Below are 26358 nucleotides of genomic sequence, written 5' to 3' on the forward strand. Positions count from 1 at the left end.
CTTTTTTGTTCTAACTTCTATACTTACTTGGCAAGTATACCACCTTTTTTGTTTCGAAGAACTCCTCTTTAAAGTAGTCTTTCAATTCAAAAACTTCCGCATTGCGATAACCCTGTAGTTCCTCAGTCAAATCACCACCCTTTAAATATAGAATACCGTTCACTCGCTCATGAGCAGCATCTTTCTTGATTTTACCTTTTGTCCAATGTACAAATGTGGGCATTGCGGCTACTGCCCTACTAACAATAAAGTCAAACTGTCCAGGCAAATCTTCAACCCTACTATGATGGGTAGTTATGTTCTCGAGTTTCAACCCATCTATCACTTCTTGAACCACTTTAATCTTTTTTCCGATAGCATCAACTAAAGTGAATTGCGTTTGCGGGAATAAAATAGCAAGAGGAATTCCAGGAAAACCACCGCCAGTACCAACATCTAATATTTGAGCTCCTTCATTAAATTTTTGAACCTTGGCAATACCCAATGAATGCAACACATGACGTAGATATAATTCGTCTATATCCTTTCTCGATACCACATTAATTTTCTGATTCCAATCTTGATACAAAGCCTCTAGTTGAGAAAAATGATGCTTCTGTTCCTGGGTGAGTGTCGTAAAATAATTAAAGACAATTTCAGTATTCATTCGGCATTCTGTTAATTTGATCAAAAATAATACTTTTACCTACCTTAAAAACGTTTTAAGTAAACCCTAACTTTTGAGGGATTGAAATTAATTACCTTTGTAAAAAATTATTTATGGGCATGGACACCATTCGTTTTTCAAGAAAAGATTCTGCACAATTCTTTAAGACTTTAAATAAAAGAGTCAACGAATACTTTAACGACAATAAAATTAAGAAAACAGGTAATTGGAAGCTTCATTTGAAGACTATAGTTATGTTTGCCATTTTTCTCGCACCATATTTTTTGATTTTGACCCTTAATTTACCTTTTTGGGCCTATGTTCTTTTATCAATGGTAATGGGTGTTGGTATGGCCGGTGTTGGCATGAATGTAATGCATGACGGTAACCATGGTTCATATTCCAATAAAAAATGGGTGAATAAGTTTATGGGCGGCAGCATTTACATTCTTGCGGGAAATGTATACAACTGGCAAGTACAGCATAATGTACTGCACCATACCTACACTAATATTCATGAGCATGATGAAGATATGGAAGCCGGTCGTGTACTTCGTTTTTCAAAACATGCCGAATGGAAAAAGCATCATAAATTTCAGCATTTTTATTCCATTTTCTTATACGGCTTATTGACTTTCAACTGGGCAATTACTACAGATTTTCAACAGATGTATCGCTACATGAAGCGTAAGTTATCTTACGGGAAACTACCAAGCGCTGCAATAAACTGGAGTACCTTGGTTATCACAAAAACATTGTATATTACTATTTGGATTGTCTTACCACTGCTTTTTATTGACATTCCATGGTGGCAAATACTATTAGGCTTCTTCATCATGCATTATGTAGCTGGAGTGATTTTAAGTGTTGTCTTTCAATTAGCACATATTGTCGATGATGCCCAAACACCATTACCTGATGAAACGGGTACAATGAAAAATACTTGGGCAATTCACCAATTATTCACTACCGTTAACTTTGGAACGAAAAATAAAATCGTCAATTGGTTTACAGGCGGATTGAACCATCAAGTTGAACACCATATCTTTCCAAATATCAGTCATGTTCATTACACAAAAATTTCAAAAATTGTGAAACAAACAGCAAAGGAATTTAATTTGCCTTACAATGAATATAAGACGACTAGAAAAGCTATAATTTCGCACTTCAAACATTTAAGAGAATTGGGTCGACAACCCATACTACAGTACTAGAAATTTTACTTAAAAATGAGCAACCAACTTTCGGATAGGATTAACAATGTTACTCCATCTGCCACCCTTGAAATGGCCGCAAAGGCACGTGAATTAAGAGCTGAAGGCAAAGATATTATTGGATTGAGTTTGGGTGAACCAGACTTTAATACACCAGATTATATTAAAGATGCCGCTATACAGGCCGTTAATGATGGATATAATTCCTATACCCCCGTAGATGGCTATATGGAGTTAAAAGATGCCATTATCACCAAATTCAAAAGGGATAACAATCTTAACTACGACCGATCACAATTAGTTGTCTCCACTGGTGCAAAACAAGCATTGTATAATGTAGCTCAAGTTTGCTTGAATAAAGGAGATGAAGTGATTTTACCTTGTCCGTATTGGGTAAGTTATAGCGATATAGTTAAGCTTGCTGATGGCGTTCCAGTAGAAGTGCCCACTTCAATCGAAAATGATTTTAAAATGACTGCCGAGCAGTTAGCAGCAGCAATTACTCCGAACACAAAAATGCTATGGTACAGCTCTCCATGTAACCCTAGTGGTTCTATATACAGCAAAAAAGAATTGAGAGCTTTGGCAGATGTTTTACAAAAACATCCTCAGATTATTGTGGTTAGTGATGAAATTTATGAACATATCAATTATGGCGTGACGGCACATGCATCCATGGCAGGATTCGATGATATGTATGACCGAACCGTGACTGTTAATGGAGTTGCAAAAGCTTTTGCCATGACCGGATGGCGTATTGGTTATATTGGAGCTCCAGCTTACATTGCTAGAGCTTGCAATAAACTTCAAGGTCAAGTGACTAGTGGTGCCAATTGTATCGCACAACGAGCCGTTATCACAGCTCTTTTAGAATCTCCAACTCGTATTAAATATATGGTTGATGAGTTCAAAGAACGAAGAAAGTTAATTTTAGAACTGCTAAACGATATTGATGGATTTAAGTGCAATGAACCTGAAGGGGCATTCTACGTCTTCCCAGATGTATCTGCATATTTTGGCAAGAGCTTGAACGGAACTCTAATCAACAATGCTTCGGATTTTGCTATGTATATTTTAGAAAATGCAAATGTTGCTACGGTAACAGGCGATGCATTTGGAAACCCAAAGTGCATTCGGATTTCTTATGCAGCTTCTGAAGATGAAATTATTGAGGCAATAGAAAGAATAAAAAAGGTATCGATAATTTAATATGCTACTTGTTAAAAGTTAAAATAGGACCCGAATATGTACCCGAGAGAAATAATTCCTCGGAAAAAATGATTTCTAGTTTTATCTCATAACTATTGTTAGAGGTATTAGAGTTAATTTCAACCTTTCCTGAACTATTTTCAATAAAGGGTAGGCTTTTAATTTCTAAACAACTTTCCGAATCTTGATTTCCAAAGGTCTCACAACTATGTTGGAGGCGCAAAAAATCTAAGGAATCCATTCCAAAAGGAACACTGTATACAAAGTTTCCTGTTGGAAGTCGACCAATTGAAGCTTGCTTATCATCGAATGTTCTAGCCCGAATAAGGATGACATTTTTAGTCTCAGGACCAAAGACAAAATCGTTGGTAGGTATAGAGAAAGATTCTATTGAACCATCGGTAAGAACAATAAGAAACTCCTGATAAGTAAAATCAGTTCCCTCGAATACATAATATGCCTTATCCACTTCATAAGTATCCCCACCATAACTAAATGAATTTCTTTCTGGGCTATCATCATCATCATCATCATTACTACATGAAGAAATTAAAGCAATCAATAAACACTTAAAAAAAAATACCAATCTTTTCATAATTTAATCTAGTTACACCCTTTTCCAGAAATAGGGTGTTATAATGATAAGTACGGTAAAGAGTTCAAGACGACCCAAAAGCATCAAGAAACCACACCACCACTTACCAAAATCAGGGAGTTTACTAAAATTAACCACCGGATTCAATTCTCCAAGTGCAGGGCCTACATTTCCTAGAGAAGATGCTGCCCCACCTACGGCGGATTCAAAATCAAGTCCTAAAAAACCAAGCACCAAAGCTCCTATTATAAAAAGAAGCATATACAAAACGAAAAATGCAATGATGTTATAAACGATATGTTCAGTAACTGTTTTGTTGTTATATCGCACCGGAATAATGGCATTAGTATGCAGTGTTCTTTTGAACTCCAATATCCCATTTTTGATAATCAAAAGATGTCTCATTACTTTAATTCCACCAGAGGTTGAACCTGCAGACCCACCCAAAAACATCAATCCGAAGAAAAATACGGTCAAAAAGGGTGTCCAATTGGTAAAATCCGCAGTAACAAAGCCGGTAGTAGTAACAATAGCGATGACCTGAAATAGCGAATGACGAAAAGAACTTTCAAGTTCACCAAACACTTTAGGATGATATTCTGAAACGGGAACATCGGCTTGCAACCAAACAATTAAACTAGCGACTATAGTGAAAATTATGATAAAAAAGGTATATACCTTAAACTCTTCATCTTTAAAAATACGTTGTGCTTTGCCCGTAAAAGCAAAATAGCTCAACACAAAATTGGTTCCTGCCAAAAACATAAATAGCATGATAATATATTGGATCAGCGGTTCGTTGTTCCAATAAGCAACACTAGCATTTTTAGTTGAGAATCCGCCTGTTGACAAGGTTGCCAAAGCATGGTTAGCAGCATCAAAAAATGACATCCCAGCCAATTTTAACAATAAAGTTTCAGCAACTGTATACCCTACATAAATCAACCAAAGTCTTTTTGCCGTGTCTGTTATTCTTGGATGAAGTTTGTCTCCTCCAGGGCCAGGGGCTTCTGCAGCAAAAAGTTGCATCCCTCCTATTCCCAAAAGCGGAAGAATTGCGATGGCCAGAACAATAATACCCATTCCACCAATCCAATGGGTAAGACTGCGCCAAAATAGAATTCCCTTGGGTAATGACTCAATATCATTTAAAATGGAGGCCCCGGTTGTAGTGTAACCGGATATGGTTTCAAAAAATGCATCTGTGATATTGGGTATCGCACCAGAAAAAAGATAGGGCAAAACCCCTGATAATGACATAATCAACCATCCAAAAGTAACTATGATATACCCTTCCTTTCGTTTGACCTCTTTTCTATGTCCTCGGGTATAAAACATGGCCATTACCCCCACCAACATCGTCACAATAGCCGCCATGGAAATGTCAAGAGTGGCAGCATCTTTGTAAATACCACTTACAAATGCAGCTAAAAGCATAAAACCTCCATTGCAAAGCAATAAAAGCCCCATGATATGGATGATTATTCGAAAATTAAGCCACATTATAAGAACAGCTTTTCAATTCTTGGTATAGCCTTAGGCAAACTGCACACCACCACTTTGTCACCTTGAGCGATTTTAAAATCACCCAAAGCAATTATTCCTTTTCCGTTTCTGATAACACCCCCTATTATAGCTTCCCTTGGAAAATTAAGCTCTTTAATAATTTCTCCGTTTACTGCTGACAATTCTTTCACCTCAAATTCTAAAATTTCAGCATTCAAATTGTTTAAACGTGTTAAGGCCAATACCTCGCCCCTACGGATATATCTGAAAATGTTGTTTGCGGCCAGTAATTTTTTATTAATCAGTGTATCAATACCTATAGATTGTGAAAGTTGAAAATAATCCATGTTTTCAACCAAAGCAATCGTTTTCTTTATCTTTTTTGATTTTGCCACCAAACAAGACATGATATTGGTCTCAGAGTTACCGGTTACCGCAATAAAAGCGTCCATGGACTCTAAACTTTCTTCATCTAACAATTCCACATTGCGACCATCACCATTGATAACCAACGCATTAGGCAAATCATCGGCTATATCAAAGGCTTTTTCTTTGTTCTTTTCTATAAGTTTAACATTGAATTTATTAGCGCAAAGATCACGAGCGGTCTTAAACCCTACTTTACTGCCACCAAGAATCATGACATTTTTGATTTGCTTTTTTTCAACCCCTGTTAATTTATATAATTCATCAACTCCACCTGGTGATGTTATAAAATATACTTGATCGCCTTCTTTAAATACGGTATCACCACGAGGAATCAAGGTATATTGGGTACCCTTACGTTGCAAAGCAATGGGCATGAAGTGTAGTTCAGGAAAAATATTGGCTGCTTCTTTAACCATCTTACCTACAAAAGGGGCCGACTTAGGTAAAAACACGCCTACCATAGTCAACAAACCTTCTTCAAACTCATAAGTATCGTTAAAAGCAGACTGATTTAATAACAATTGTATTTCAGTAGCTGCAAGTTCTTCGGGGGATATAAGTTCATCAATACCAAGCTCGTCAAATTTGATCAACTCTTTGTGGTCCACAAACTCTGTGTTGGAAATCCGTGCAATGGTCTTTTTGCTTCCTAACTGCTTGGCCAAAAGGCAAAGGGTCAGGTTTGTGGTTTCTGAGGCTGTAACACCTATTACAAGGTCTGCATTCTCAACCTTAGCATCTTGCAAAACCTCAACAGAGGTCGCATCACCTCTTAAAACCCTAATGTCTAAATGGTTGTCAGCATATGAAAGACTTTCCTTATCGGTATCTATTAAGGTAATTTCTTGTGCCTCGTAAGATAATAACTTGGCTAAATGAAAACCAACTTCACCGGCTCCTGCAATGATTATCTTCATTACTTAAAAAGTCGTTTATAATTAAAATCGTCAACGGAAAGAATTTTTGGGCCTGTCTTTATTTGACCGTATCCCATAACATATAAAGTATTTACCGTGCAAAATTACACATTATTTTATTCACCTTGCCAATTACACTATTTGGGGTTATTGTATCTTTGCCCGAAAATTTCATGAATGTCTAAAATTGTTAGACCTTATAAAGATTCTGATTTAGGTAAGAAGGCTCAGGTTACCAAAATGTTTGATACCATATCTGGTAATTATGATGGATTAAATAGGGTTATTTCTTTAGGTATTGATATTAAATGGCGTAAACGTGTCGTAAAACTAATTGGTGCCTCAAAACCAAAAAGTATTTTAGATATCGCTACCGGAACAGGAGATTTGGCCATTGCTATGGTAAAAACTGGAGCGGAAAAAATCATTGGTCTAGACATTTCAACAGGAATGTTAGAAGTAGGAAAAGAAAAGATATTTAACAAAAACTTGGACAACACTATTGATATGGTCGTTGGAGATAGTGAAAATCTGCCTTTCGAAGCCAATAGTTTTGATGCCATAACGGTTGCATTCGGCGTACGAAATTTTGAAAATTTAGAAAAAGGATTATCAGAAATTTATCGTGTATTAAAACCTACCGGAACATTTGCTGTTCTTGAAACCTCGATCCCGACAGCAACACCTTATAAACAAGGATATAAATTCTACACCAAATTCATTCTACCCCTTGTTGGAAAAGTATTCTCAAAAGATCGTTCAGCATATACTTATCTCTCAGAATCTGCGGCAGTATTTCCTTATGGAGAGGAGTTCAACAATATTTTAGACAAAATTGGGTTTATAGCTATAGAACACAAACCCCAAACATTTGGGGTTGCAACAATTTATGTAGCTACAAAGTAATTAAATGAAAAACACCCTATTTCTATTAGCCGTATTAATTCTGGCTAGTAATAATCTTGTCGCCCAATTTGGAAAGGACCCCATTCTAAATATTCAGAACGAGGATAAAAAATTCATCAATTTTGGCTACTACCTTGGTTTTAACCAGTATGATTTTCAATTTGAATACGAGAATGATATCGGACAAGATATTTTGGTAGAGAAGAGTTTTGGTTTTAATGTGGGTGTTTTAAGTGAAGTTAGACTCAATGAATTTTTAGATGTTCGATTTGAACCGGGTCTCTTATACACCTCTAGAAACCTAGGGTTTCCAGGTTTTACATCAGAAGCCGATGCCTTAAGAGAAGTAAGGTCTACTTATATCCGTTTTCCGTTATTGCTTAAAGTGAGCACTAGAAGATTTAATAATATTAAGCCCTTCATTATCGGTGGAGTTTATACTTCATTAAATTTAGGTGCAAAAGAAGATAGTCTTGATGATAATAGTAGCGGAGAGTTCAGAATGAAAAAGAGTGTCTATGGGTACGAACTAGGGTTTGGAATAGATTTTTACACTGAATACTTCAAATTCACACCATCAATTAGAGGTGTATTTGCATTAAACGACGAATTGGTTCGGGATGATGATCCTAACAGCCCCTGGACGGGAAATATAGCTGCTATGCGCACAAGAGGTATTTTCGTAAACTTTACTTTTGAATAGTTTTTGAACTACCAAGTTCTTCTAATTTCATTCAAAAGAATAGCTGTAGCCGTTGCCACATTTAAACTTTCTGTGGTTGAAATCCCGAATTGTGGAATACTTACTTTACTTTCCATCATCTTTTCTAAATCAGATGAAATTCCATTTGCCTCATTGCCCATAATCAATATTCCAGATTCAGAAAACTTTTCTTCATAAATTGAATTTCCGTCCATAAAAGCCCCATACGTCGGTAAATTTGATTGAGTTATCAACTCCATTAAATCTTGATAGACAATATTTACCCTTGTGATAGAACCCATAGTAGCCTGCAATACTTTTGGGTTGTAACAATCTACTGTAGTCGGTGAGCAAACTAAATTTTGAACACCGAACCAATCACAAAGCCTTATTACAGTTCCTAAATTACCAGGGTCCCTAATAGAATCCAATGCCAAAATCCAATCTTCATTAGTGGGCAATTTAGTCTGAGGTATTTTAAAAACCGCTAAAACTCCACTAGGCGACTGAAAAGCACTTATTTTTTTTAAGTCAATTTCAGATATAGATAATACTTCAGCTTCTTCAAAATTTGCTATCATCGATTTAGTCACCAGAACATATTCTAACTCAAAATCAGAAGCCAAGAGTTCTTTAACAGTTTTCAAGCCTTCGACAAAAAAAAGCCCATATTGATTTCGGTACTTTTTTTGATGTAAGCTTTTGATGAGTTTTAATTGGTTTTTGCTAACCATATGAAATCATGTAATTTTGATTTTTATGAAGTTACATTTCGTGCTTAAAAAATATAGGGCAAAAATAGGTTTATTATTAGCAATGATTGCCTTAGCTTCATGTAACGCCATTAAAAAAGTTGGAGAACAACAATTACTTCTAACCAAAAACACCGTTTATGCAGATGGCGAAAAAACGAGAAGCGAAGAAGTAAAAGGGTTAATGGCCCAAAAACCCAATAGTACACTTTTAGGTTATCCCTTACGACTTAATCTATATAATCTGGCTAAAGAGAGTCCAGATTCCTTATACCAAGATTGGCTTACAAGAAAAGAAGGTCGCCAAAATAGACTAAATCGGATTCTATCGGAAAAGCAGGTAAAACGATTGGGAGAATCTTTCGTAGTAAGAGGATATAGCAATCTGTTTAAAAGAATCGGCGAACCACCAGCCATTATTGACAGCGCAAGAACTAAAAAAACCATTGAACGCTTAGAAGGGTATTACGGCAGCAAAGGCTATTTTAATAATTCAGCAAGCTATTCCATAGCACCATCCAAAAGAAAAAAAAGAGCGGAAATCAACTTTAATGTCACTTTAGGAAAACCATACTTTATTGATTCTATAACAAAGAACATTACGTCAAAACAGTTAGATTCCATTTATCATAACAAACTTGACGAAGTATTGCTAAAAAAAGACCAGCAATTTGACTTAGCCACTTTTACTAATGAACGTCAGCGTTTGACTACACTTTTTAGAAACTCCGGAGTTCACAACTTCCAAGAAAGCTCTATAAATTATTCCATCTCAAGAGATACTACTATAATTGCCGATGACCAGAAAATGGATATTCAATTGAATATAAAAAATCCAGGAAATCCAAATGACAGCATTCCAAAAAAAGAATATAAAGTAAGTCGTTTTGAAAGAATAAACATTTTTGCAGATTATCAATTTAATAATGACATAAGCACCTTAGATTCCATTAACTACCAGAATTATACCATATATTTCAAGGAAAAATTAAAGTACAAGCCAAAAGCCCTCACTGATGCCATTTTCTTTGAAAAAGATAGTATTTATAGAGATTTGGATTACGTTCGCACCAATAGACAGATTACCAACCTGAATACTTTTAAATATCCATCAATCAAGTTTGATGAAAACAATGAAAATGCCACCTTGGTTGCGAATGTTTTTTTAGCCCCTAGATCAAAATATTCTTTAGACACATCATTAGAACTTTCGCGATCCAATTTTCAGTTGGTAGGTACTTCTTTTGGAGCTTCGGTAATTACAAGAAATGTTTTTGGGGGAGCTGAAACCTTAAGTCTATCAGCCAGAGGGTCAATAGGCCTCTTGGACGATGAAATATCTGAAGAAAGTTTTACATCTGAAATTGGAGGGGATATCAATCTTACTTTTCCTAGAATTTGGTTTCCTCTAAATACCGAAAAAATAATTCCCTATTACATGTTGCCCCAAACCAGACTATCAATAGGTACCAACTTTCAGCAAAACTTGGGATTAGACAGGCAATCGGTCAATTCTGTTCTCGGTTATAATTGGTCACCAACCAATTTTCAAAAAAATACACTTGAGTTGTTCAACATTGAATTTGTAAGAAATACGGATACTTTTGATTTTTTTCGAGTATTTGACAATACCTACCAAAGACTTGATAATATTGCAAATCGTTTTGATGGTTTTCGTGACCCTTCCGACCCTCTGGACAATACCATACAATATCCAGAATTGAGTGATGCTTTTGAGGTACCTGACCCAGATAATTCTGAAGATCCAAGACTTATTATCCCTATTAAAAATTCAGATGCTCCAAATGGCACAGCCGATTTTACCAATGCAATATTGACTGGTGCTATTCAAACTAGTAATGACACTATAAGGCTTGTTAGAAGTATTGAAGAACGCAGGCAACGGTTGACCCAAAACAATCTTATTTTCACTTCAAATTTCACCTATCAAAAGAATAATCGTCAAGACATCAACGACAATAGTTTTTATCAATATCGCATAAGATTTGAAAGTGCCGGTAATCTTTTGTCAGCTATATCTAATATTATTCCTTTTGAAAAAAATAGCGATGGGCAACAACTTGTTTATGGCGTTCCTTATTCCCAATATTTTAAAACTGATTTCGATTTTATTAAACATTGGCGTGCAGGGAACCAACAGGTATTGGCTTTTCATGGTTTTGTTGGACTGGCCGTACCCTATGGCAATGCCGACAACATTCCATTTGTGCGAAGTTACTTTGGCGGAGGAGCAAATGACAATAGGGCATGGAATGTTTATACATTAGGACCAGGGCGTACCGAAAACCTCAATGATTTTAACGAAGCAAATTTCAAATTAGCTTTTAATCTAGAATATAGATTTCCAATTGTTGGTGACATTAAAGGGGCCCTTTTTGCTGATGCCGGAAACATTTGGAACGTCTTTGATAATGTAGAAGATGAAGATGCGACTTTTAATGGTTTTGAATCTTTAGGAGACATTGCATTGGGTACCGGACTTGGACTCCGCTATGATTTCACCTATTTTGTCATCCGATTAGATATGGGGCTCAAAACATACAATCCGGCCTTAAGTGGTTCTGAGCGATGGTTTACCAATTTTCGGCCTAATCAGGCCGTCTATAATATCGGTATCAATTATCCTTTTTAAGCCTAATATTTTTATTACTTTTGTTGTTTGATTTAACCCTTAACCAACGAAAGAATACTATGTCTCATAATATAAAGCCTGGTGTAGCCACCGGAGATGAAGTACAAGCAATTTTCAAATATGCAAAAGAAAAAGCATTTGCGTTACCGGCCGTGAATGTAATTGGTTCAAACACCATTAATGGTGTTTTAGAGACTGCCGCATTATTAAACTCACCCGTAATTGTTCAATTTTCAAATGGCGGGGCTCAATTTAATGCAGGTAAAGGACTTTCAAATGAAAACCAGCAGGCAGCAATCAAAGGTGCAGTGGCTGGTGCTAAACATGTCCATGAAATGGCTGAAGCTTATGGTGCAACTGTAATTTTGCATACTGACCATTGTGCCAAAAAATTATTACCATGGATTGACGGCCTTCTGGATGCAAGTGAAATCCATTTTAAGGAAACCGGAAAACCGCTTTACAGCTCGCACATGATTGATCTATCTGAGGAACCGATTGAAGAGAATATTGAGATTTGCAAAAAATATTTAGAGCGCATGTCCAAAATGGATATGACACTAGAAATTGAACTTGGTGTGACTGGTGGCGAAGAAGATGGTGTAGATAATACCGATGTAGATAGCTCAAAATTATACACACAGCCTGAAGAAGTGGCTTATGCATATGAAGAACTTTCAAAAGTAAGTCCTAGATTTACCGTTGCTGCAGCCTTTGGAAATGTTCATGGAGTATACAAACCAGGAAATGTGAGCTTGACACCAAAAATCTTAAAGAACTCCCAAGAATTTGTTTCTGAAAAATACGGTGTTGAGCATAATCATATTGATTTTGTTTTCCATGGTGGGTCGGGTTCTACGCTTGAAGAAATTCGTGAGGCAATTGGATATGGTGTCATAAAAATGAATATTGACACAGATTTGCAATATGCTTTTATGGCAGGAATACGTGATTATGTTCAGGATAAATCTGGTTACTTGCAATCGCAAATTGGCAACCCAGATGGTGCCGATTCTCCTAACAAGAAATTTTATGACCCAAGGGTTTGGTTACGTGAAGGTGAAAAGTTATTTAGTGAGCGCTTAAAAAAGGCTTTTGAAGATTTAAACAACATCAATACGCTTTAATCAAAACCCCGTTTTATGACAGCTTGGTTTAAAAGAAAAGAAAAGGGAATTCAGACCGCAACTGAGGAAAAAAAAGATACTCCTAAAGGGTTATGGTATAAATCTCCAACAGGAAAAATTGTAGAATCAGAAGATTTAGCCAAGAATTTCTATGTAAGCCCCGAAGATGACTATCACGTTCGTATTGGAAGTAAAGAATATTTTGAAATTCTATTTGATATCAATACATACGAAGAGTTTGACGAAAAATTAAGCTCAAAAGACCCTTTGAAATTTGAGGATACCAAAAAATATGCTGATCGCCTTAAAGCTGCAAAGGCCAAAACTGGTTTGAATGATGCCGTAAGAACCGCAATCGGCAAATCGATGGGTAAAGATTTGGTTATAGCTTGTATGGATTTCAGTTTTATTGGTGGGTCAATGGGCAGTGTTGTTGGTGAAAAAATATCGAGGGGAATAGACATGGCAATAAAGAAAAAGACTCCTTTTCTGATGATTTCAAAATCTGGTGGTGCCAGAATGATGGAAGCAGCTTTGTCCCTAATGCAACTGGCTAAAACCTCAGCAAAATTAGCGCAACTAGCGGAAGCTAAACTTCCTTACATCTCGTTATGTACAGACCCAACTACAGGAGGGACGACAGCGTCTTACGCTATGCTTGGCGACATCAACATCTCTGAACCTGGTGCTTTAATTGGTTTTGCAGGACCAAGAGTAGTTAAAGATACTACAGGCAAAGAGTTACCAGAGGGCTTTCAAACTTCTGAATTTGTAAAAGAACATGGTTTTTTAGATTTTATTACGCATCGAAGGGAGTTAAAGAAAAAAGTCAATCTTTACATTGATTTAATTCAAAATCTGCCAATAAGAAAAGAAAAAGAGCTTGTTTAAAACAAGCTCTTTTTTTAATCAACTATTACGACGACTTTCCTAGTTTTTCAAAAATCTTCTTAAGAATACTTCATCATTTGTTCCATCAGGATGGGTAAGTATACCCTTTGCATCACAAGTACCATCACCAAAATCTAAACTAGCCGTAGCATCATTTCTTGAAATATTTAGTACTCCGCTCACTATAAACCTACAAGAAAGTTCTCGGCGTAAAGGTGAAATCACTTCTTTTTCAAAAGTATTTCCAGCTTTATTTATGAATGTTCTTTTTCCTTTAATCAAAAAGACGTTATCACCCCAAAATCCACTGCCATATCCTTCAATCCATTCTCGAGTTCTTGTTCCTGTAAATGAAGCTGTTTCACCCTCAGGCCAAGTAGCATTGAAAGAGGCATTTGCTGTTCCCTGCGGGTTACCGTTCTCATTGGAGCGAACCCTTAGAATATCTGCTCCACCTTCTACAATAACACTATTAAAAGTAAAATTCTCTAAACTTAAGGTGATGGTCTTTTGAGCAAGCTCCATGTCTTTAGCATAACTTAATTTAATAATTCCGCTAAGCACATTTCCATTGGGCAATTCACATCCCTCTCCAAAATCAATGGTTTTCTCTCTTGTAGTATCTGTGATTTCGGTAGTAACTATGACACATTCTGGTAAAAAGTCAGACAAATATGTGCCTTTGGATAAAAGCGAATTCTCATCGGTGGTATATACATCTTCTGCAATAGCGGTTACTTCTTCAGAAATCATTTCTGATTCATCGCTAACTTTAAGTTCAGAAACAGTAATAACTTGTTCACTTGATACAATTTCACTTATTTCATCTTCTTCTTTTGTACAAGAAGTAATGGCCAAAGCTGCCAACAAAAAAATTGTTGCAAAATTTACTTGTTTCAGATTCTTTTTCATCTTTAAAATTTTTAATGTTTGTTAATGGGGCTAAATCATGCTCAACAAAATGGACTAGTATTATTTTGAAAGCACTTAAACGTTAATTTTTTTAACGCTCCATTCTATGACTACACAAAAACAAGAAGGTTTAATTGATGGCTAATATTTTTATTGAATGATTAAAATTTTCCCATTGAACAAAAAAAATTATCTTTGCATCCTGATTGAAAGACAGTCAGATACATAAAAATCATTTAAAATAATATTGGAATGTATTTAACAAAAGAAGTAAAGGCCGAAATCTTTAAGAAACACGGCGGTTCTGAAGGGAACACAGGTTCTACCGAAGGACAGATTGCGTTGTTCACACATCGCATCAATCATTTAACAACACACCTTAAAAAGAATCACAAAGACTACAATACGGAGCGTTCTTTGGTTCGTTTAGTAGGTAAAAGAAGAAGTCTTTTAGATTATTTAAAGAAAAAAGATATTGTAAAATACCGTAAGCTAATAGTAGAGTTAGGTATTAGAAAATAATTGTTGGGGGAAGCTTTGCTTCCCCTTACTTTTATGCTGAACTTGTTTCAGTATTCATTTTAATAAAAAGACCCTGAAACAAGTTCAGGGCGAACAAAAAGCTACATTTAGTTTTTCATTGGTCAAGTGCTTAACGCACACGCAACAACACAACCCGACCGTCCGGATGGCGGTAGACCAAATGTTTAACAAGTCCTTCATTAATAGAAGGCAACACACAATTTTATGATTCCAAAAACTTTTAAAGAGGTCATAGACCTTGGTGACGGTAGGGAAATTTCTATCGAAACCGGAAAATTGGCAAAGCAGGCCCATGGTTCTGTTGTTGTACAATCAGGCAAGTGTATGTTATTATGTACAGTTGTATCAAATTACAAACAGGCAGATGTTGATTTCTTGCCCCTTACGGTAGATTATCGTGAAAAGTTTGCAGCAGCAGGGCGTTACCCTGGTGGTTTTTTCAAGAGAGAAGCTAGACCTAGCGATGGTGAAGTATTGACCATGCGCTTGGTAGATAGAGTTTTACGCCCTCTATTTCCAAAAGACTATCATTCTGAAACACAGGTAATGATTCAGTTGATGTCACACGATGATGAAGTCATGCCCGATGCAATGGCTGGCTTAGCAGCATCTGCGGCCATTCAATTATCAGATTTCCCATTTGAATGTGCCATTTCAGAAGCACGGGTTGGTCGCGTTAACGGTGAATTTATAATCAACCCAACAAGAGAGCAGTTAAAAGAATCTGACATTGATATGATGATTGGGGCATCTGCTGATTCGGTTATGATGGTAGAAGGCGAAATGGATGAGATTTCTGAAGAAGAAATGACCGAAGCCATCAAATTCGCGCATGAAGCCATTAAAGTGCAATGTGCAGCTCAAATAAGATTAGCTGAAGCTTTCGGAAAGAAAGAAGTTAGGGAATATGAGTCAGAACGAGAAGATGAAGAGTTAGCAAAAAAGGTACATGAACTTGCTTATGACAAAGTTTATGCTGTTGCTAAAGCAGGATCTGCAAAGCATGAACGTAGTGCAGCTTTTGATGCAATAAAAGAAGAAGTTAAAGCAACATTTTCTGAAGAAGAATTAGAAGATTTTGGAGATTTAGTTTCAAAATACTTTTATAAAGCAGAAAAAGCGGCCGTTAGAGATTTGACTTTAAACGATGGGCTTCGATTAGATGGTAGAAAAACTGATGAAATCCGCCCAATCTGGTGTGAAATTGATTATTTACCATCTGTACACGGTTCATCTATCTTCACTAGAGGTGAAACACAAGCCTTGGCTACAGTAACATTGGGTACTTCAAGAGAAGCCAATCAAATTGATATGCCATCATATGAGGGTGAAGAAACCTTTTATTTACATTATAACTTCCCTCCTTTTTCAACTGGTGAGGCACGACCTATTCGTGGAACATCACGTAGAGAAGTAGGTCATGGAAATTTAGCACAACGTGCCTTAAAAGGAATGATCCCTGAAGATTGCCCATATACCGTTCGTGTAGTTTCTGAAGTATTGGAATCTAATGGATCTTCATCTATGGCAACTGTTTGCTCTGGTACCATGGCACTGATGGATGCAGGTGTGCAATTAAAGAAACCCGTTTCTGGTATTGCTATGGGCTTGATTACCGATACAGATTCTGGTAAATATGCCGTTCTTTCAGATATTTTAGGAGATGAAGATCATTTAGGTGATATGGATTTTAAAGTGACTGGTACCGCTGATGGTATTACCGCTTGCCAGATGGATATTAAGGTTAAAGGCCTTTCTTATGAAATCTTGGTAAAAGCGTTAATGCAAGCTAAAGAGGGCAGGTTACATATTCTTGAAAAATTAACCGATACTATTGCCGCTCCTAATGCTGACGTGAAATCTTATGCCCCAAAAATTATTACCAAGGTGATTCCAGGAGAATACATCGGCGCGGTAATTGGTTCTGGTGGAAAAGTTATCCAAGAACTTCAGAAAGAAACCAATACTACTATTGTTATCAATGAAGACCCAGATACAGAAGAAGGAATAGTCGAGATTTTGGGTACAGGTCAAGAAGGTATTGATGCTGTAATCGCCAAGATCGATGCTTTAATGTTTAAGCCAGAAGTTGGTAGCGTTTATGAAGTAAAAGTCATAAAAATGCTTGACTTTGGCGCTGTAGTAGAATATAAGGATGCACCAGGCAATGAAGTTTTACTTCACGTATCTGAATTGGCATGGGAACGCACCGAAAATGTATCAGATGTGGTGAACATGGGCGATGTATTTGATGTAAAATACTTTGGCTTAGATCCTAGAACCCGTAAAGAGAAAGTTTCCAAAAAAGCGCTTTTACCAAAACCAGAGGGTTATGTAGAGCGTCCTCCGAGAAACAATGATCGCAGAGGCGGAGATCGTCGTGGTGGAAGAGAAAATCGTGACAGAAAACCCAGAAGAGACTAGTCTTATTTTCTCCTAAATTTGATAAGCCCTTGCGTGTATTTTTCATGCAAGGGCTTTTATTTACGAAAAAAAATTGAAATAAATTTTATCAAATTGTAACTTTTTACGTTTTCTTACGTATAAGTATATGAGCATAAGCTTCTGAACTTAATTTTGAAGGAGAAATCATAAATGAGACAGCTTAAGATTACAAAACAGGTCACCAATAGGGAGACCGCATCTTTGGACAAGTACTTACAAGAAATTGGAAAAGTTGACTTGATTACCGCTGATGAAGAAGTAGAATTGGCACAACGCATCAAGGCAGGCGATCAAATCGCTCTTGAAAAACTTACAAAGGCCAATCTTCGATTCGTGGTATCCGTAGCCAAACAGTACCAAAACCAAGGACTCACTTTACCGGATTTAATCAATGAGGGCAACCTTGGTCTGATTAAAGCTGCACAACGTTTTGATGAAACAAGAGGATTTAAATTTATCTCTTATGCCGTATGGTGGATTAGACAATCTATTTTACAGGCCTTGGCGGAACAATCACGTATTGTACGATTGCCATTGAATAAGATTGGGTCTATCAACAAAATCAATAAGACTTTTGCATTTTTAGAGCAAGCACATGAGCGTATGCCTTCTGCAGAAGAAATAGCCAAGGAATTGGATATGACCGTAGAAGATGTAAAACAATCTTTGAAAAACTCAGGTCGTCACGTATCTATGGATGCTCCACTAATTGATGGAGAGGATTCTAACCTTTACGATGTACTTCGTAGTGGCGAGTCTCCCAATCCTGATAAGGAATTATTGCATGAATCATTGCGCACTGAAATTGAACGTGCCTTAGAAACATTGACACCTCGTGAAGCGGATGTGATTCGTCTATATTTCGGACTTGCAGGTCAGCATTCTATGACTTTAGAAGAAATAGGTGAAACTTTTGATTTAACACGTGAACGCGTACGTCAAATTAAAGAGAAAGCAATCCGAAGATTAAAACATACTTCAAGAAGTAAGATTTTAAAGACATATTTGGGGTAATACCCAAACTAATTACAGTTAAATAAACCTTAAATTGTTTTTTTGGCAAGAAAATTGTAATTTAGTTCACTACAGCAGTTTATCATGACTGTTCGTTTTTTGATTGATGAATAAACTCCGGCTGATTACCGGAGTTTTTCATTTTATGAACTTTGAATCAGCATAGCAATTTCAAGACTTTACAATTTATTTACATTTGATTAAGGAGAATGGAACAACCAAACAACCCGCTTCATGGAATTAAGTTAGCCACTATTATGGAAAAGCTGACCGAAGCATATTCATGGGAATACTTGGCTAACCAGATTAACATTAATTGCTTCAAAAGCAATCCATCCATAAAATCAAGTCTAAAATTTCTTCGTAGAACCCCTTGGGCAAGAGAAAAAGTAGAACAACTCTATTTGAGAACCATCAAAAAATAATATGGCTTTAAATATTGTTCTTGTAGAACCTGAAATACCCAACAACACAGGTAATATAGGTAGACTTAGTCTTGCAACTAGCTCTACATTGCACTTGGTAAAACCATTTGGTTTTGAACTAAACGATACTCGTCTTAAAAGAGCGGGATTGGATTATTGGCAATATCTTTCCGTTTTTGTTTATGAAGACTTCACTGAATTCATGAACAAACATAGTGACAAAAAGTTTGCCTATTTTTCTAGCCATGGGGCCAAAAGTCATTGGCATATTCCATTTGAAGAAAATCTGTTTTTAGTATTCGGTAAAGAATCTGTTGGTCTTCCTACGACTATTACACAGAGTAACCAAAAAAGTCTATATCAAATACCCATGTACAGTGAACATATTCGCAGTTTGAATTTGGCGAATGCTGTGAGTATTGTGGTATATGAAGGTCTGAGACAGCTAGCGCAATAACCAATACTCAAAAAACATATTTTCAAATTAATGAATAGAGTTTCTTAAATTGATGGCTATAAAATCAATTTGATGAAATTTTTATTAAGGTCATTGCTTATCATATTATTCTGCTCTTGCGCAGATGAGTACCAAGAAACTAGTGTTGATCTCTCCTCTTATAAAATTGAAGATGGTTTTTATTTAGACCCCATAGCTTCTGAACCTTTAATTGAAGCACCTATTGCACTTAGTTTTGATAATGAAGGAAGAATATGGGTCCTAGAAATGATAGGATATATGCAATCGTTAGAAGGTATTAACGAAGAAGCACCTATTGGACGCATTGTCATTTTAGCAGATAAAGATAATGACGGTATTATGGACCATACCAAAGTATTTTTAGATAACTTAAAATTAGCACGGGCCTTAGCACATGTAAATGGCGGTTTATTATATGCCGAGCCACCATTCTTATACTTTACAGAAATAAAAGCGGACTTGACTCCAGGCAAAACCATTGTTGTAGATTCAGAATATGCAATTGGCGGTAATGTTGAGCACCAACCAAATGGCCTGTTCGTAAACATTGATAATTGGATTTATAGTGCCAAGGCTTCGAAAAGGTATCGCCTGAAAAATGGCGAGTGGTTAATTGAAGAAACTTCTTTCAGAGGTCAATGGGGTATTTCCAGTGATAATATGGGTCGATTGCTCTATAATGACAACTCTAACCAAATTAGGGGAGATTGGGTAGTGCCGAACATTCTTAATAAGAATTCTGCCTTTCAACCAAAATATGCTATTGGCAATAATTTAGTTACTGACCAAAAAGTTTATCCTCAAACGGCCACAGCAGTTAATAGAGGTTACTTGCCAAATATGCTTCATGATGATGGTAAGTTAAAACGGTTTACCAGTGCATGCGGACCAGTATATATTGAAGGACTACTATTCCCAAATGACTATCAAGGTAATGTCTTCGTATGTGCCCCAGAAGCAAATCTTATTAAGCGCAACATTTTAGATTTTGAAAATTTAAAGATAAGTGGCAAGCAAGCCTGGGAGAACAAGGAATTTATAAGTTCGTCAGACGAAGCTTTCAGACCTGTAAACCTTTTTAATGGACCAGATGGGGCCTTATATATTGTCGATATGCATAGAGGTATTATCCAGCATAAAACTTATATGACGAGTTATTTACGAGATAAGTATATCAAAAAGGGTATGGACACTATTGTTGGCATGGGAAGAATTTTAAAAGTTTCAAATAAAAACCATTTGCATAAAGCCATTAACATATCTGATTTAAGCACATCTCAACTAGTTGATTCTCTCTCATCAAAAAATATTTGGATAAGAAATCACGCGCAACAATTACTCATATCAGGCAAGCATATCTCTGTGGCTAAAAATCTTAAGAACCTTATTGAAAAAAATCTAACACAGGTGAGTAAACTACATGCATTATATGTCCTCGAAGGACTTCAACAGCTGTCCCTTTCAGATATCAAATTATCCCAAATGCTTGACCAACCAAAGTTTCTAGCGCATCTCATAAAATTATATGTTGAAATGGGAGTAAAACTAAAAAGTGAAGATGTAGAAGCTTTAATTTCCAAAAACGACGAAATGATAGACTATTATTTGGCCTATTATCTTTCATCGAAATTAGATGGGGCCACTGAAACATATCTCGGTAAGCTGATAGACAGATATCAGCATAAAGACTGGTTTCTAGAACCTGTTCTTTCAGGAATTTATTTTAGTGAAGACGCCTTAAACAATTCTTCTAGTAAGGCCCTTAGTAGCATTAGAATTAAAAATGATTCTTTGAAGCAATTGGCAGAGGTTCAAAAACCTGCTATAAATGAAAGTGATGGCTTAACAAAAGGCCGAGTACTATATATTAAACAATGCGCTACCTGTCATGGGCCAGATGGAAAAGGTAATAAAGGCTTGGCACCACCACTTTTAAGTTCTGAATATGTATCGGAAGAACCATCAAAATTGGCTGCTATATTGCTCTATGGATTGCAAGGACCAATTTCTGTGAACGGTGAAAAATTCAATATGTCAAATGCAATGCCGGGCATTGGTTTGGATAAAAAAATTTCAAATGAAGATATCAAAGACATTGGAAATTATATAAGAAATGCTTTTACAACTTCACCGCAATCATTAAAAACTCAACTTGTTGATAGCTTAAGAAATTTACCACGACCCTTAGATAAAATGTATACCGAAAATGAGCTCAAAAAAAACTATTCACAAAATTAACTTGATTTTTATTGTTTGCCTTTGGTTTTTAAGCTGTAAACAATCACCCAATCAAGAATGGATTAATCTTATTGATGACAACTCCCTTAAAGGTTGGGAAATAAAAAATGGGCTAGCCAAATATGTTGTTGAAAACAACGAAATTATCGGAACTACTTTAGTTAATTCACCAAATACTTTTCTTTGCACAACTACCAAATATGAAGATTTTATTCTTGAATTTGAAGTGATGGTCGACACTACTATTAATTCTGGGGTGCAATTTAGAAGTAATAGTTATCCAGAATTTAATGATGGTCAAGTGCATGGCTACCAGGCTGAAATAGATCCAAGTAAAAGGGCCTGGAGTGGCGGAATATATGAAGAAGGAAAAAGAGGTTGGCTTTATGATTTAAAAAATAACGAAGAAGGTCAAAAAGCTTTTAAGAATGGTGAATGGAACCGGTACCGCATCGAAGCTCTGGGTGATAACCTGGTCATTTGGGTAAATGATGTTAACACAGCGAACCTTAAAGATAACGCTTCATCTTCTGGCTTTATAGGACTTCAAGTTCATAGTATTGGAGCAGACTCCACGAATGCGAATAAAAAAATTAAGTGGCGCGACATAAGAATTACGACCAAAAATCTGTCTAGTTTTAAAAAAGAGCCTACCGCACCTTTTTTAGATAGCATCCAAAAAGAATAAAAAACACCGCAGGGAAATAAAAAAGGGGGCATATGAAAAACACCCCCACTAAAAACACAAAAAATCTGAGTTAGTTAAGCTGCTTTTTTTAGTGCTCTTTTAGCAATAGAAGCTTTTTTATTTGCCTTTTTGACAGCAAGTTTTTGAATTTTAGCAATCTTGATAGCCTTTTTAATTGCTTTCTTTTTAGCCTTTTTCTTTTTTAATTTCTTAAGCCCTTTAAGAGCTTTTCCGAAAGCCTTTTTTTTGGAAGCAACATCTTTCTTTGTCTTCTTTAGTGCTTTCTTTAGTTTATTCTTCTTAGACATTGTTCAAATTTTCAATATTTCTTCAAAGTTAATTAAATATTAATTTAACGTTATGCAATTTTTCGATTAATTTGATAACACTTATAATTTCGTGCTGATTCCACTAAATTCATATTGAGTATTTTTGTAGCATAGCAAGTATATAAAATGAGTCAAAAGTTAATTGCCCCATCCTTATTAGCAGCAGATTTTGCCAATTTACAACGAGATGTAGAAATGGTCAATGCAAGTGAAGCGGATTGGCATCATATTGATATAATGGACGGAGTTTTCGTACCCAACATTTCCTTTGGAATGCCCGTACTCAAATCCATTCAAAAACATGCAACCAAACCATTAGATGTTCATTTGATGATTGTTGACCCCGACAGGTATATTAACGCATTCAAAGAATTAGGGGCAGCTATTCTCACTGTACATTACGAAGCCTGTTCGCACTTACATCGTACTTTACAAGCCATAAAGGCAGTAGGAATGAAAGCTGGCGTAGCTTTAAATCCGCACACATCAATACATTTATTAGAAGATACCATTCAAGATATTGATTTGGTCTGTATCATGAGTGTGAACCCAGGTTTCGGAGGACAATCCTTTATTGAAAATACCTATCAAAAAGTTTCAGTTTTAAAAGAGCTCATCACAAAAAAGAATGCAAATACACTCATTGAAATTGATGGTGGAGTAAATTCGGGTAATGCTAAAAAACTGGTTGATACTGGTGCAGATGTATTGGTAGCCGGAAGCTTTGTTTTTAAGAGTGAAAATCCGACAAACACTATTCAAGACTTAAAACAGGTCATTGCCTAATGCAAGATTTTAATGTTATCATTATTGGAGGAGGGCCTATTGGTATTGCCTGTGGTTTAGAAGCCAAGAAAAAAGGGCTTTCTTATCTAATCATCGAAAAAGGGCCTATAGTCAATTCCCTTTTTAATTATCCTATCAATATGCAGTTCTTTTCTTCATCAGAAAAGCTAGAGATTGATGAGATTCCCTTTATCAGCAAAGAAGCAAAACCTAAACGCAATGAAGCTTTAGAGTATTATCGTAGAATTGTCACCTCGAACAACCTTAATATTCAACTTTTTGAAAAAGTAGAAAAAGTTAAAAAGGAGAGTGAAAAATTTAATGTGGTTACGAGTAAAGCGAGCTATAGCGCATCAAATATTATTGTGGCTACCGGTTTTTATGATTTACCCAATACGCTGAATATACCAGGTGAAGATTTACCAAAAGTATCACATTACTACAAAGACCCCCATTTTTACGCTAGTCAAAAATTGGCTGTAGTCGGTGCCAGTAACTCTGCTATCGATGCTGCTCTAGAATGCTATAGAAAGGGTGCCGATGTCACTTTAATAATTCGCGGACCAGAGGTTGGACAGCGGGTAAAATACTGGGTACGCCCCGATATCATAAACCGTATCAATGAAGGTAGTATTAAAGCCTATTATAATGCCACGGTTAAGGAAATTCGAGAAACCGAAATTGACATTGAAACTACAGAAGGCAAAATCACCTTAGAAAATGATTTTGTCCTTGCACTTACAGGATATATGCCCAATTTTGACTTTCTTAGAAAACTAGGGATTGAACTTTCTAACGACGAAAAGTTATTGCCTAATTACAACCCTGATTCGATGGAATCAAATGTGAAAGGAATTTATTTGGCAGGTGTCATCTGTGGTGGCATGGAAACCCACAAGTGGTTCATTGAAAACTCAAGAATACATGCTCCTGTAATTGTTGACGCTATTCTTCAAAATACTTCAGAATAGGTAATTCTTTTCTGTTTATTACGACTTAGTATCTAGTCTGTGGGTACTTTATTAATACATCTATTGATTAAGCTATTTAACTAATCGTACATTTATATTATGTCATCACTTCGCTCTTTTATAATTTCTGCGGTCTTTCTATTCACCTTCATTTCTACTGCTCAAGAAGGGTTGATGGTTGCTATGGGACCTACTGTCACCTCTTCGACCTCTCTAACAGGAATCAATTTAAGAGCCTATTTGGGTACGAGCCCTACATTTTGTTTTGGTCCTGAAGTTTCGGTGTTTCCTTATCAAACCACCTCAGATGAATATGAAACAAACCTTTTTGAAGTTAATTTTAATGCCCATTACGTGTTTGAATTGGCACATCGATTTGGAGTGTACCCTTTAAGTGGATTCAACTACACCAATGAAAATGAACGTTCGCTAATGCACAGTGATGAAGTTGAAAAACACAATGCTTTGGGTATCAATTATGGTCTAGGGACACATTATAGCATTAATAGGGTTTTGTTATTTGCAGAGTTTAAAGGCGTTATTAGTGAACTTAGTGATGAATTCTTCACCATTGGTGCTGTTATATTACTTAAAAAACCACAAAAGAAATTACATCATGAACAGTAATATGAACAAGCAGTTGCATATGGCAGCGCAGTACTTGGCTATGGCCGGTAAAAGTTTTTTAGATGCAAAAGATGATGACAGCCATACCAATCTAGGTTTTTTTATCGAAGACCACAGCCTGAGAACATGGCATTTAGATGAGTCTGGCACTTATCTAGCTTTTAGTTTTGATCATTTTACATTGCAATGGGGGACGGCAGACAGTAAAATTTCATTTGCACTCGAAGGTAAAACCCATAAAGAAATTGTGAGTTGGATTTCAAAAATGGCCATAGCCTCAAAACTTGACAAGCCTTACAATTACAGCTTACATTATGAGTTGCCATATACCCTTTCAGATGATTTTAGATTCGAATTATCTAATAGTGAAGAATTAAATCAATTGCTACTACTGCGTATTTTAGCACAAAAGGTTTTAGAGGGATTTTTAAGCAGTGAAAAATTGAAATCTGATATTCGTATTTGGCCCCATCACTTAGATACAGGTGCCTTTGTAGTTATAAATGATAGCTCAGGAAAATCTATAGGTATGGGCATGGCCATACCAGACACAATGGTCAATGACCATTATTTTTATATAAGTGTTTATAAAGGCCATGATGGCTTAGCAACGGACAGTTTCTCTAAATTAACCTATGGCGAATGGAAAAATGAGGGTTTTAAAGGGGCTGTTTTAAATACAACTGGCACTATGGAGTCTAAAACCATTCAATTCTTTCAGGAAGCTTATAAAGCCTACATCAATCAAGGATAACAGTTAACGTTTTGTGGTTATGTATGTTAACATACTTATAGAGAGAACATCCATTGCAAAGACACACTACCAATAAAACCTTGTTCCACTTCATCACCGCTGGTAATGGCATTAAATTCACGTCCCAAGCCCAAAGTCAGACCTAGCTGCGATTTTGTGTTTTTAATGGGCAAAAAATAACCGCCTTCCAACCATGGCTGTACCACTAAGGTATAAGTACTCCCGGATACAAAAGCATCTCCACCCACAAGGTCCGTCCAATCAATATTCAAACTCCATACATCTAAATTCAAACCGGCTATAAATTTTCCTTTTCCTGAGGGAAAATGTTTTCGGTAACCAACGGACCCACCAAAACCAGTACCCTTTTCAGTAACATTAACATCACTAAAATCTTGACGATCCACAATATTCAAACCAGCTCTTACCAATAAAGAAGATTTTTCATTAAAATAATGATCCAAGTTTACCGTCGGGATAATACCTGCAGGGTATACTTGTAACGATAGACCCAAGTCCGTTCTTTTATCTGAATTAGTCTGAGCATTCATGTACAACATACTTAATAAAATCAACAATGCAGAAATTCGAACCTTCATC

Annotated in this window: 26 protein-coding genes; 18 read left to right on the forward strand and 8 right to left on the reverse strand. The window is 36.2% G+C overall.

Going from position 1 to position 26358, the window contains the following annotated elements:
• Positions 1 to 10: 10 nt before the first annotated feature.
• Positions 11 to 646, reverse strand: coding sequence for a 16S rRNA (guanine(527)-N(7))-methyltransferase RsmG (gene rsmG, locus RM706_RS00125; RefSeq protein ID WP_311348984.1), 636 nt, complete (start codon positions 644 to 646; stop codon positions 11 to 13).
• A 113-nt stretch (positions 647 to 759) separates the two neighbouring features.
• Between rsmG and RM706_RS00130 the strand changes: the two genes are divergently transcribed.
• Together RM706_RS00130 and RM706_RS00135 are read left to right on the forward strand one after the other, a co-directional pair.
• Positions 760 to 1860, forward strand: coding sequence for a fatty acid desaturase family protein (locus RM706_RS00130; RefSeq protein WP_311348985.1), 1101 nt, complete (start codon positions 760 to 762; stop codon positions 1858 to 1860).
• Between the two features lie 15 nt (positions 1861 to 1875).
• The gene (locus RM706_RS00135; protein ID WP_311348986.1) at positions 1876 to 3069 is read left to right on the forward strand and encodes a pyridoxal phosphate-dependent aminotransferase; all 1194 of its coding nucleotides are present in this window, start codon (positions 1876 to 1878) and stop codon (positions 3067 to 3069) included.
• A 4-nt stretch (positions 3070 to 3073) separates the two neighbouring features.
• On the opposite strand, the gene RM706_RS00140 is transcribed toward RM706_RS00135, so the two are convergent.
• From RM706_RS00140 to trkA, 3 genes are read right to left on the reverse strand one after another with little or no spacing between them, the layout of a single operon-like run.
• A complete protein-coding gene (locus RM706_RS00140; RefSeq protein WP_311348987.1) occupies positions 3074 to 3664 on the reverse strand; it encodes a hypothetical protein in 591 nt (196 codons plus the stop codon).
• Between the two features lie 12 nt (positions 3665 to 3676).
• Positions 3677 to 5167, reverse strand: coding sequence for a TrkH family potassium uptake protein (locus tag RM706_RS00145; protein WP_432264955.1), 1491 nt, complete (start codon positions 5165 to 5167; stop codon positions 3677 to 3679).
• A complete protein-coding gene (gene trkA, locus RM706_RS00150) occupies positions 5167 to 6516 on the reverse strand; it encodes a Trk system potassium transporter TrkA (protein ID WP_311348989.1) in 1350 nt (449 codons plus the stop codon). Before trkA ends, RM706_RS00145 begins: the two co-directional genes overlap by 1 nt.
• Before the next feature lie 177 nt (positions 6517 to 6693).
• Between trkA and ubiE the strand changes: the two genes are divergently transcribed.
• Positions 6694 to 7422, forward strand: coding sequence for a bifunctional demethylmenaquinone methyltransferase/2-methoxy-6-polyprenyl-1,4-benzoquinol methylase UbiE (ubiE, locus tag RM706_RS00155; protein ID WP_311348990.1), 729 nt, complete (start codon positions 6694 to 6696; stop codon positions 7420 to 7422).
• Between the two features lie 4 nt (positions 7423 to 7426).
• Entirely contained in the window at positions 7427 to 8125 is a 699-nt protein-coding gene (gene porT / locus RM706_RS00160; protein ID WP_311348991.1) for a type IX secretion/gliding motility protein PorT/SprT, read from the forward strand.
• Positions 8126 to 8133: 8 nt separating this feature from the next.
• Here porT and RM706_RS00165 read toward each other — a convergent pair whose 3' ends face one another.
• Positions 8134 to 8859 carry a TrmH family RNA methyltransferase gene (locus RM706_RS00165; RefSeq protein WP_311348992.1) on the reverse strand — a complete coding sequence of 242 codons (726 nt, stop codon included), beginning with the start codon at positions 8857 to 8859 and terminating at the stop codon, positions 8134 to 8136.
• A gap of 25 nt (positions 8860 to 8884) precedes the next feature.
• Between RM706_RS00165 and tamL the strand changes: the two genes are divergently transcribed.
• Genes tamL through accD form a run of 3 tightly spaced genes read left to right on the forward strand, consistent with a single transcriptional unit; the run spans position 8885 to position 13548 of the window.
• Positions 8885 to 11530: a translocation and assembly module lipoprotein TamL gene (tamL, locus tag RM706_RS00170; protein WP_311348993.1), complete on the forward strand. Its 2646-nt coding sequence runs from the start codon at positions 8885 to 8887 to the stop codon at positions 11528 to 11530.
• 59 nt (positions 11531 to 11589) lie between these two features.
• Positions 11590 to 12657 (forward strand): class II fructose-bisphosphate aldolase, encoded by a 1068-nt coding sequence (gene fbaA / locus RM706_RS00175; protein ID WP_311348994.1) that lies wholly within the window; start codon positions 11590 to 11592, stop codon positions 12655 to 12657.
• A gap of 15 nt (positions 12658 to 12672) precedes the next feature.
• On the forward strand, positions 12673 to 13548 hold the full coding sequence (accD, locus tag RM706_RS00180) for an acetyl-CoA carboxylase, carboxyltransferase subunit beta (protein WP_311348995.1): 876 nt from the start codon (positions 12673 to 12675) through the stop codon (positions 13546 to 13548).
• A gap of 39 nt (positions 13549 to 13587) precedes the next feature.
• Here the strand turns inward: accD and RM706_RS00185 are convergent, their stop codons facing one another.
• Positions 13588 to 14460, reverse strand: coding sequence for a hypothetical protein (locus RM706_RS00185; RefSeq protein WP_311348996.1), 873 nt, complete (start codon positions 14458 to 14460; stop codon positions 13588 to 13590).
• 252 nt (positions 14461 to 14712) lie between these two features.
• On the opposite strand from RM706_RS00185, the gene rpsO reads away from it, so the two are divergent.
• The 7 genes from rpsO (at position 14713) to RM706_RS00220 (ending at position 22291) form a co-directional block, all read left to right on the forward strand.
• Positions 14713 to 14982, forward strand: coding sequence for a 30S ribosomal protein S15 (gene rpsO, locus RM706_RS00190; protein WP_311348997.1), 270 nt, complete (start codon positions 14713 to 14715; stop codon positions 14980 to 14982).
• 225 nt (positions 14983 to 15207) lie between these two features.
• The gene (locus RM706_RS00195) at positions 15208 to 17427 is read left to right on the forward strand and encodes a polyribonucleotide nucleotidyltransferase (protein ID WP_311348998.1); all 2220 of its coding nucleotides are present in this window, start codon (positions 15208 to 15210) and stop codon (positions 17425 to 17427) included.
• 171 nt (positions 17428 to 17598) lie between these two features.
• Entirely contained in the window at positions 17599 to 18462 is an 864-nt protein-coding gene (locus RM706_RS00200) for a sigma-70 family RNA polymerase sigma factor (RefSeq protein ID WP_149277351.1), read from the forward strand.
• Positions 18463 to 18671: 209 nt separating this feature from the next.
• Complete coding sequence (locus RM706_RS00205; protein WP_311348999.1) at positions 18672 to 18887, forward strand: VF530 family protein; 216 nt, start codon at positions 18672 to 18674, stop codon at positions 18885 to 18887.
• 1 nt (position 18888) lies between these two features.
• On the forward strand, positions 18889 to 19344 hold the full coding sequence (locus tag RM706_RS00210; RefSeq protein WP_311349000.1) for a tRNA (cytidine(34)-2'-O)-methyltransferase: 456 nt from the start codon (positions 18889 to 18891) through the stop codon (positions 19342 to 19344).
• A 72-nt stretch (positions 19345 to 19416) separates the two neighbouring features.
• On the forward strand, positions 19417 to 21603 hold the full coding sequence (locus tag RM706_RS00215) for a DUF7133 domain-containing protein (protein WP_311349001.1): 2187 nt from the start codon (positions 19417 to 19419) through the stop codon (positions 21601 to 21603).
• Positions 21572 to 22291, forward strand: a complete 720-nt coding sequence (locus RM706_RS00220; protein WP_311349002.1) for a 3-keto-disaccharide hydrolase — start codon at positions 21572 to 21574, stop codon at positions 22289 to 22291. The genes RM706_RS00215 and RM706_RS00220 overlap by 32 nt, the downstream gene beginning before the upstream one ends.
• Before the next feature lie 74 nt (positions 22292 to 22365).
• Here the strand turns inward: RM706_RS00220 and RM706_RS00225 are convergent, their stop codons facing one another.
• Complete coding sequence (locus tag RM706_RS00225; protein WP_311349003.1) at positions 22366 to 22599, reverse strand: hypothetical protein; 234 nt, start codon at positions 22597 to 22599, stop codon at positions 22366 to 22368.
• Between the two features lie 147 nt (positions 22600 to 22746).
• On the opposite strand from RM706_RS00225, the gene rpe reads away from it, so the two are divergent.
• The 4 genes from rpe to RM706_RS00245 all read left to right on the forward strand — a co-directional run bounded on the left by rpe (position 22747) and on the right by RM706_RS00245 (position 25758).
• Complete coding sequence (rpe, locus tag RM706_RS00230) at positions 22747 to 23406, forward strand: ribulose-phosphate 3-epimerase (RefSeq protein ID WP_311349004.1); 660 nt, start codon at positions 22747 to 22749, stop codon at positions 23404 to 23406.
• The gene (locus RM706_RS00235) at positions 23406 to 24377 is read left to right on the forward strand and encodes a YpdA family putative bacillithiol disulfide reductase (RefSeq protein ID WP_311349005.1); all 972 of its coding nucleotides are present in this window, start codon (positions 23406 to 23408) and stop codon (positions 24375 to 24377) included. Before rpe ends, RM706_RS00235 begins: the two co-directional genes overlap by 1 nt.
• Positions 24378 to 24476: 99 nt before the next feature.
• Positions 24477 to 25004: a hypothetical protein gene (locus RM706_RS00240; RefSeq protein WP_311349006.1), complete on the forward strand. Its 528-nt coding sequence runs from the start codon at positions 24477 to 24479 to the stop codon at positions 25002 to 25004.
• The gene (locus RM706_RS00245) at positions 24994 to 25758 is read left to right on the forward strand and encodes a hypothetical protein (RefSeq protein WP_311349007.1); all 765 of its coding nucleotides are present in this window, start codon (positions 24994 to 24996) and stop codon (positions 25756 to 25758) included. Before RM706_RS00240 ends, RM706_RS00245 begins: the two co-directional genes overlap by 11 nt.
• Before the next feature lie 35 nt (positions 25759 to 25793).
• On the opposite strand, the gene RM706_RS00250 is transcribed toward RM706_RS00245, so the two are convergent.
• Complete coding sequence (locus tag RM706_RS00250; protein WP_311349008.1) at positions 25794 to 26357, reverse strand: hypothetical protein; 564 nt, start codon at positions 26355 to 26357, stop codon at positions 25794 to 25796.
• Position 26358 lies beyond the last annotated feature (1 nt).

The sequence above is a fragment of the Croceitalea rosinachiae genome (assembly GCF_031846445.1).
GTDB classification, from domain to species: domain Bacteria; phylum Bacteroidota; class Bacteroidia; order Flavobacteriales; family Flavobacteriaceae; genus Croceitalea; species Croceitalea rosinachiae.

Bases quoted from the DNA above. Each gene is read 5' to 3' on its own strand.
- RM706_RS00135 (WP_311348986.1), top strand. From the start codon at position 1,876: ATGAGCAACCAACTTTCGGATAGGATTAACAATGTTACTCCATCTGCC.
- porT (WP_311348991.1), top strand. From the start codon at position 7,427: ATGAAAAACACCCTATTTCTATTAGCCGTATTAATTCTGGCTAGTAAT.
- RM706_RS00140 (WP_311348987.1), bottom strand. From the start codon at position 3,664: ATGAAAAGATTGGTATTTTTTTTTAAGTGTTTATTGATTGCTTTAATT.
- ubiE (WP_311348990.1), top strand. From the start codon at position 6,694: ATGTCTAAAATTGTTAGACCTTATAAAGATTCTGATTTAGGTAAGAAG.
- RM706_RS00240 (WP_311349006.1), top strand. From the start codon at position 24,477: ATGTCATCACTTCGCTCTTTTATAATTTCTGCGGTCTTTCTATTCACC.
- RM706_RS00250 (WP_311349008.1), bottom strand. From the start codon at position 26,357: ATGAAGGTTCGAATTTCTGCATTGTTGATTTTATTAAGTATGTTGTAC.
- rpsO (WP_311348997.1), top strand. From the start codon at position 14,713: ATGTATTTAACAAAAGAAGTAAAGGCCGAAATCTTTAAGAAACACGGC.
- rsmG (WP_311348984.1), bottom strand. From the start codon at position 646: ATGAATACTGAAATTGTCTTTAATTATTTTACGACACTCACCCAGGAA.
- RM706_RS00165 (WP_311348992.1), bottom strand. From the start codon at position 8,859: ATGGTTAGCAAAAACCAATTAAAACTCATCAAAAGCTTACATCAAAAA.
- RM706_RS00215 (WP_311349001.1), top strand. From the start codon at position 19,417: ATGAAATTTTTATTAAGGTCATTGCTTATCATATTATTCTGCTCTTGC.
- RM706_RS00200 (WP_149277351.1), top strand. From the start codon at position 17,599: ATGAGACAGCTTAAGATTACAAAACAGGTCACCAATAGGGAGACCGCA.
- RM706_RS00205 (WP_311348999.1), top strand. From the start codon at position 18,672: ATGGAACAACCAAACAACCCGCTTCATGGAATTAAGTTAGCCACTATT.
- accD (WP_311348995.1), top strand. From the start codon at position 12,673: ATGACAGCTTGGTTTAAAAGAAAAGAAAAGGGAATTCAGACCGCAACT.
- RM706_RS00195 (WP_311348998.1), top strand. From the start codon at position 15,208: ATGATTCCAAAAACTTTTAAAGAGGTCATAGACCTTGGTGACGGTAGG.
- RM706_RS00130 (WP_311348985.1), top strand. From the start codon at position 760: ATGGGCATGGACACCATTCGTTTTTCAAGAAAAGATTCTGCACAATTC.
- tamL (WP_311348993.1), top strand. From the start codon at position 8,885: ATGAAGTTACATTTCGTGCTTAAAAAATATAGGGCAAAAATAGGTTTA.
- RM706_RS00185 (WP_311348996.1), bottom strand. From the start codon at position 14,460: ATGAAAAAGAATCTGAAACAAGTAAATTTTGCAACAATTTTTTTGTTG.
- RM706_RS00145 (WP_432264955.1), bottom strand. From the start codon at position 5,167: ATGTGGCTTAATTTTCGAATAATCATCCATATCATGGGGCTTTTATTG.
- fbaA (WP_311348994.1), top strand. From the start codon at position 11,590: ATGTCTCATAATATAAAGCCTGGTGTAGCCACCGGAGATGAAGTACAA.
- RM706_RS00235 (WP_311349005.1), top strand. From the start codon at position 23,406: ATGCAAGATTTTAATGTTATCATTATTGGAGGAGGGCCTATTGGTATT.
- RM706_RS00225 (WP_311349003.1), bottom strand. From the start codon at position 22,599: ATGTCTAAGAAGAATAAACTAAAGAAAGCACTAAAGAAGACAAAGAAA.
- RM706_RS00220 (WP_311349002.1), top strand. From the start codon at position 21,572: ATGAGCTCAAAAAAAACTATTCACAAAATTAACTTGATTTTTATTGTT.
- trkA (WP_311348989.1), bottom strand. From the start codon at position 6,516: ATGAAGATAATCATTGCAGGAGCCGGTGAAGTTGGTTTTCATTTAGCC.
- RM706_RS00210 (WP_311349000.1), top strand. From the start codon at position 18,889: ATGGCTTTAAATATTGTTCTTGTAGAACCTGAAATACCCAACAACACA.
- rpe (WP_311349004.1), top strand. From the start codon at position 22,747: ATGAGTCAAAAGTTAATTGCCCCATCCTTATTAGCAGCAGATTTTGCC.
- RM706_RS00245 (WP_311349007.1), top strand. From the start codon at position 24,994: ATGAACAGTAATATGAACAAGCAGTTGCATATGGCAGCGCAGTACTTG.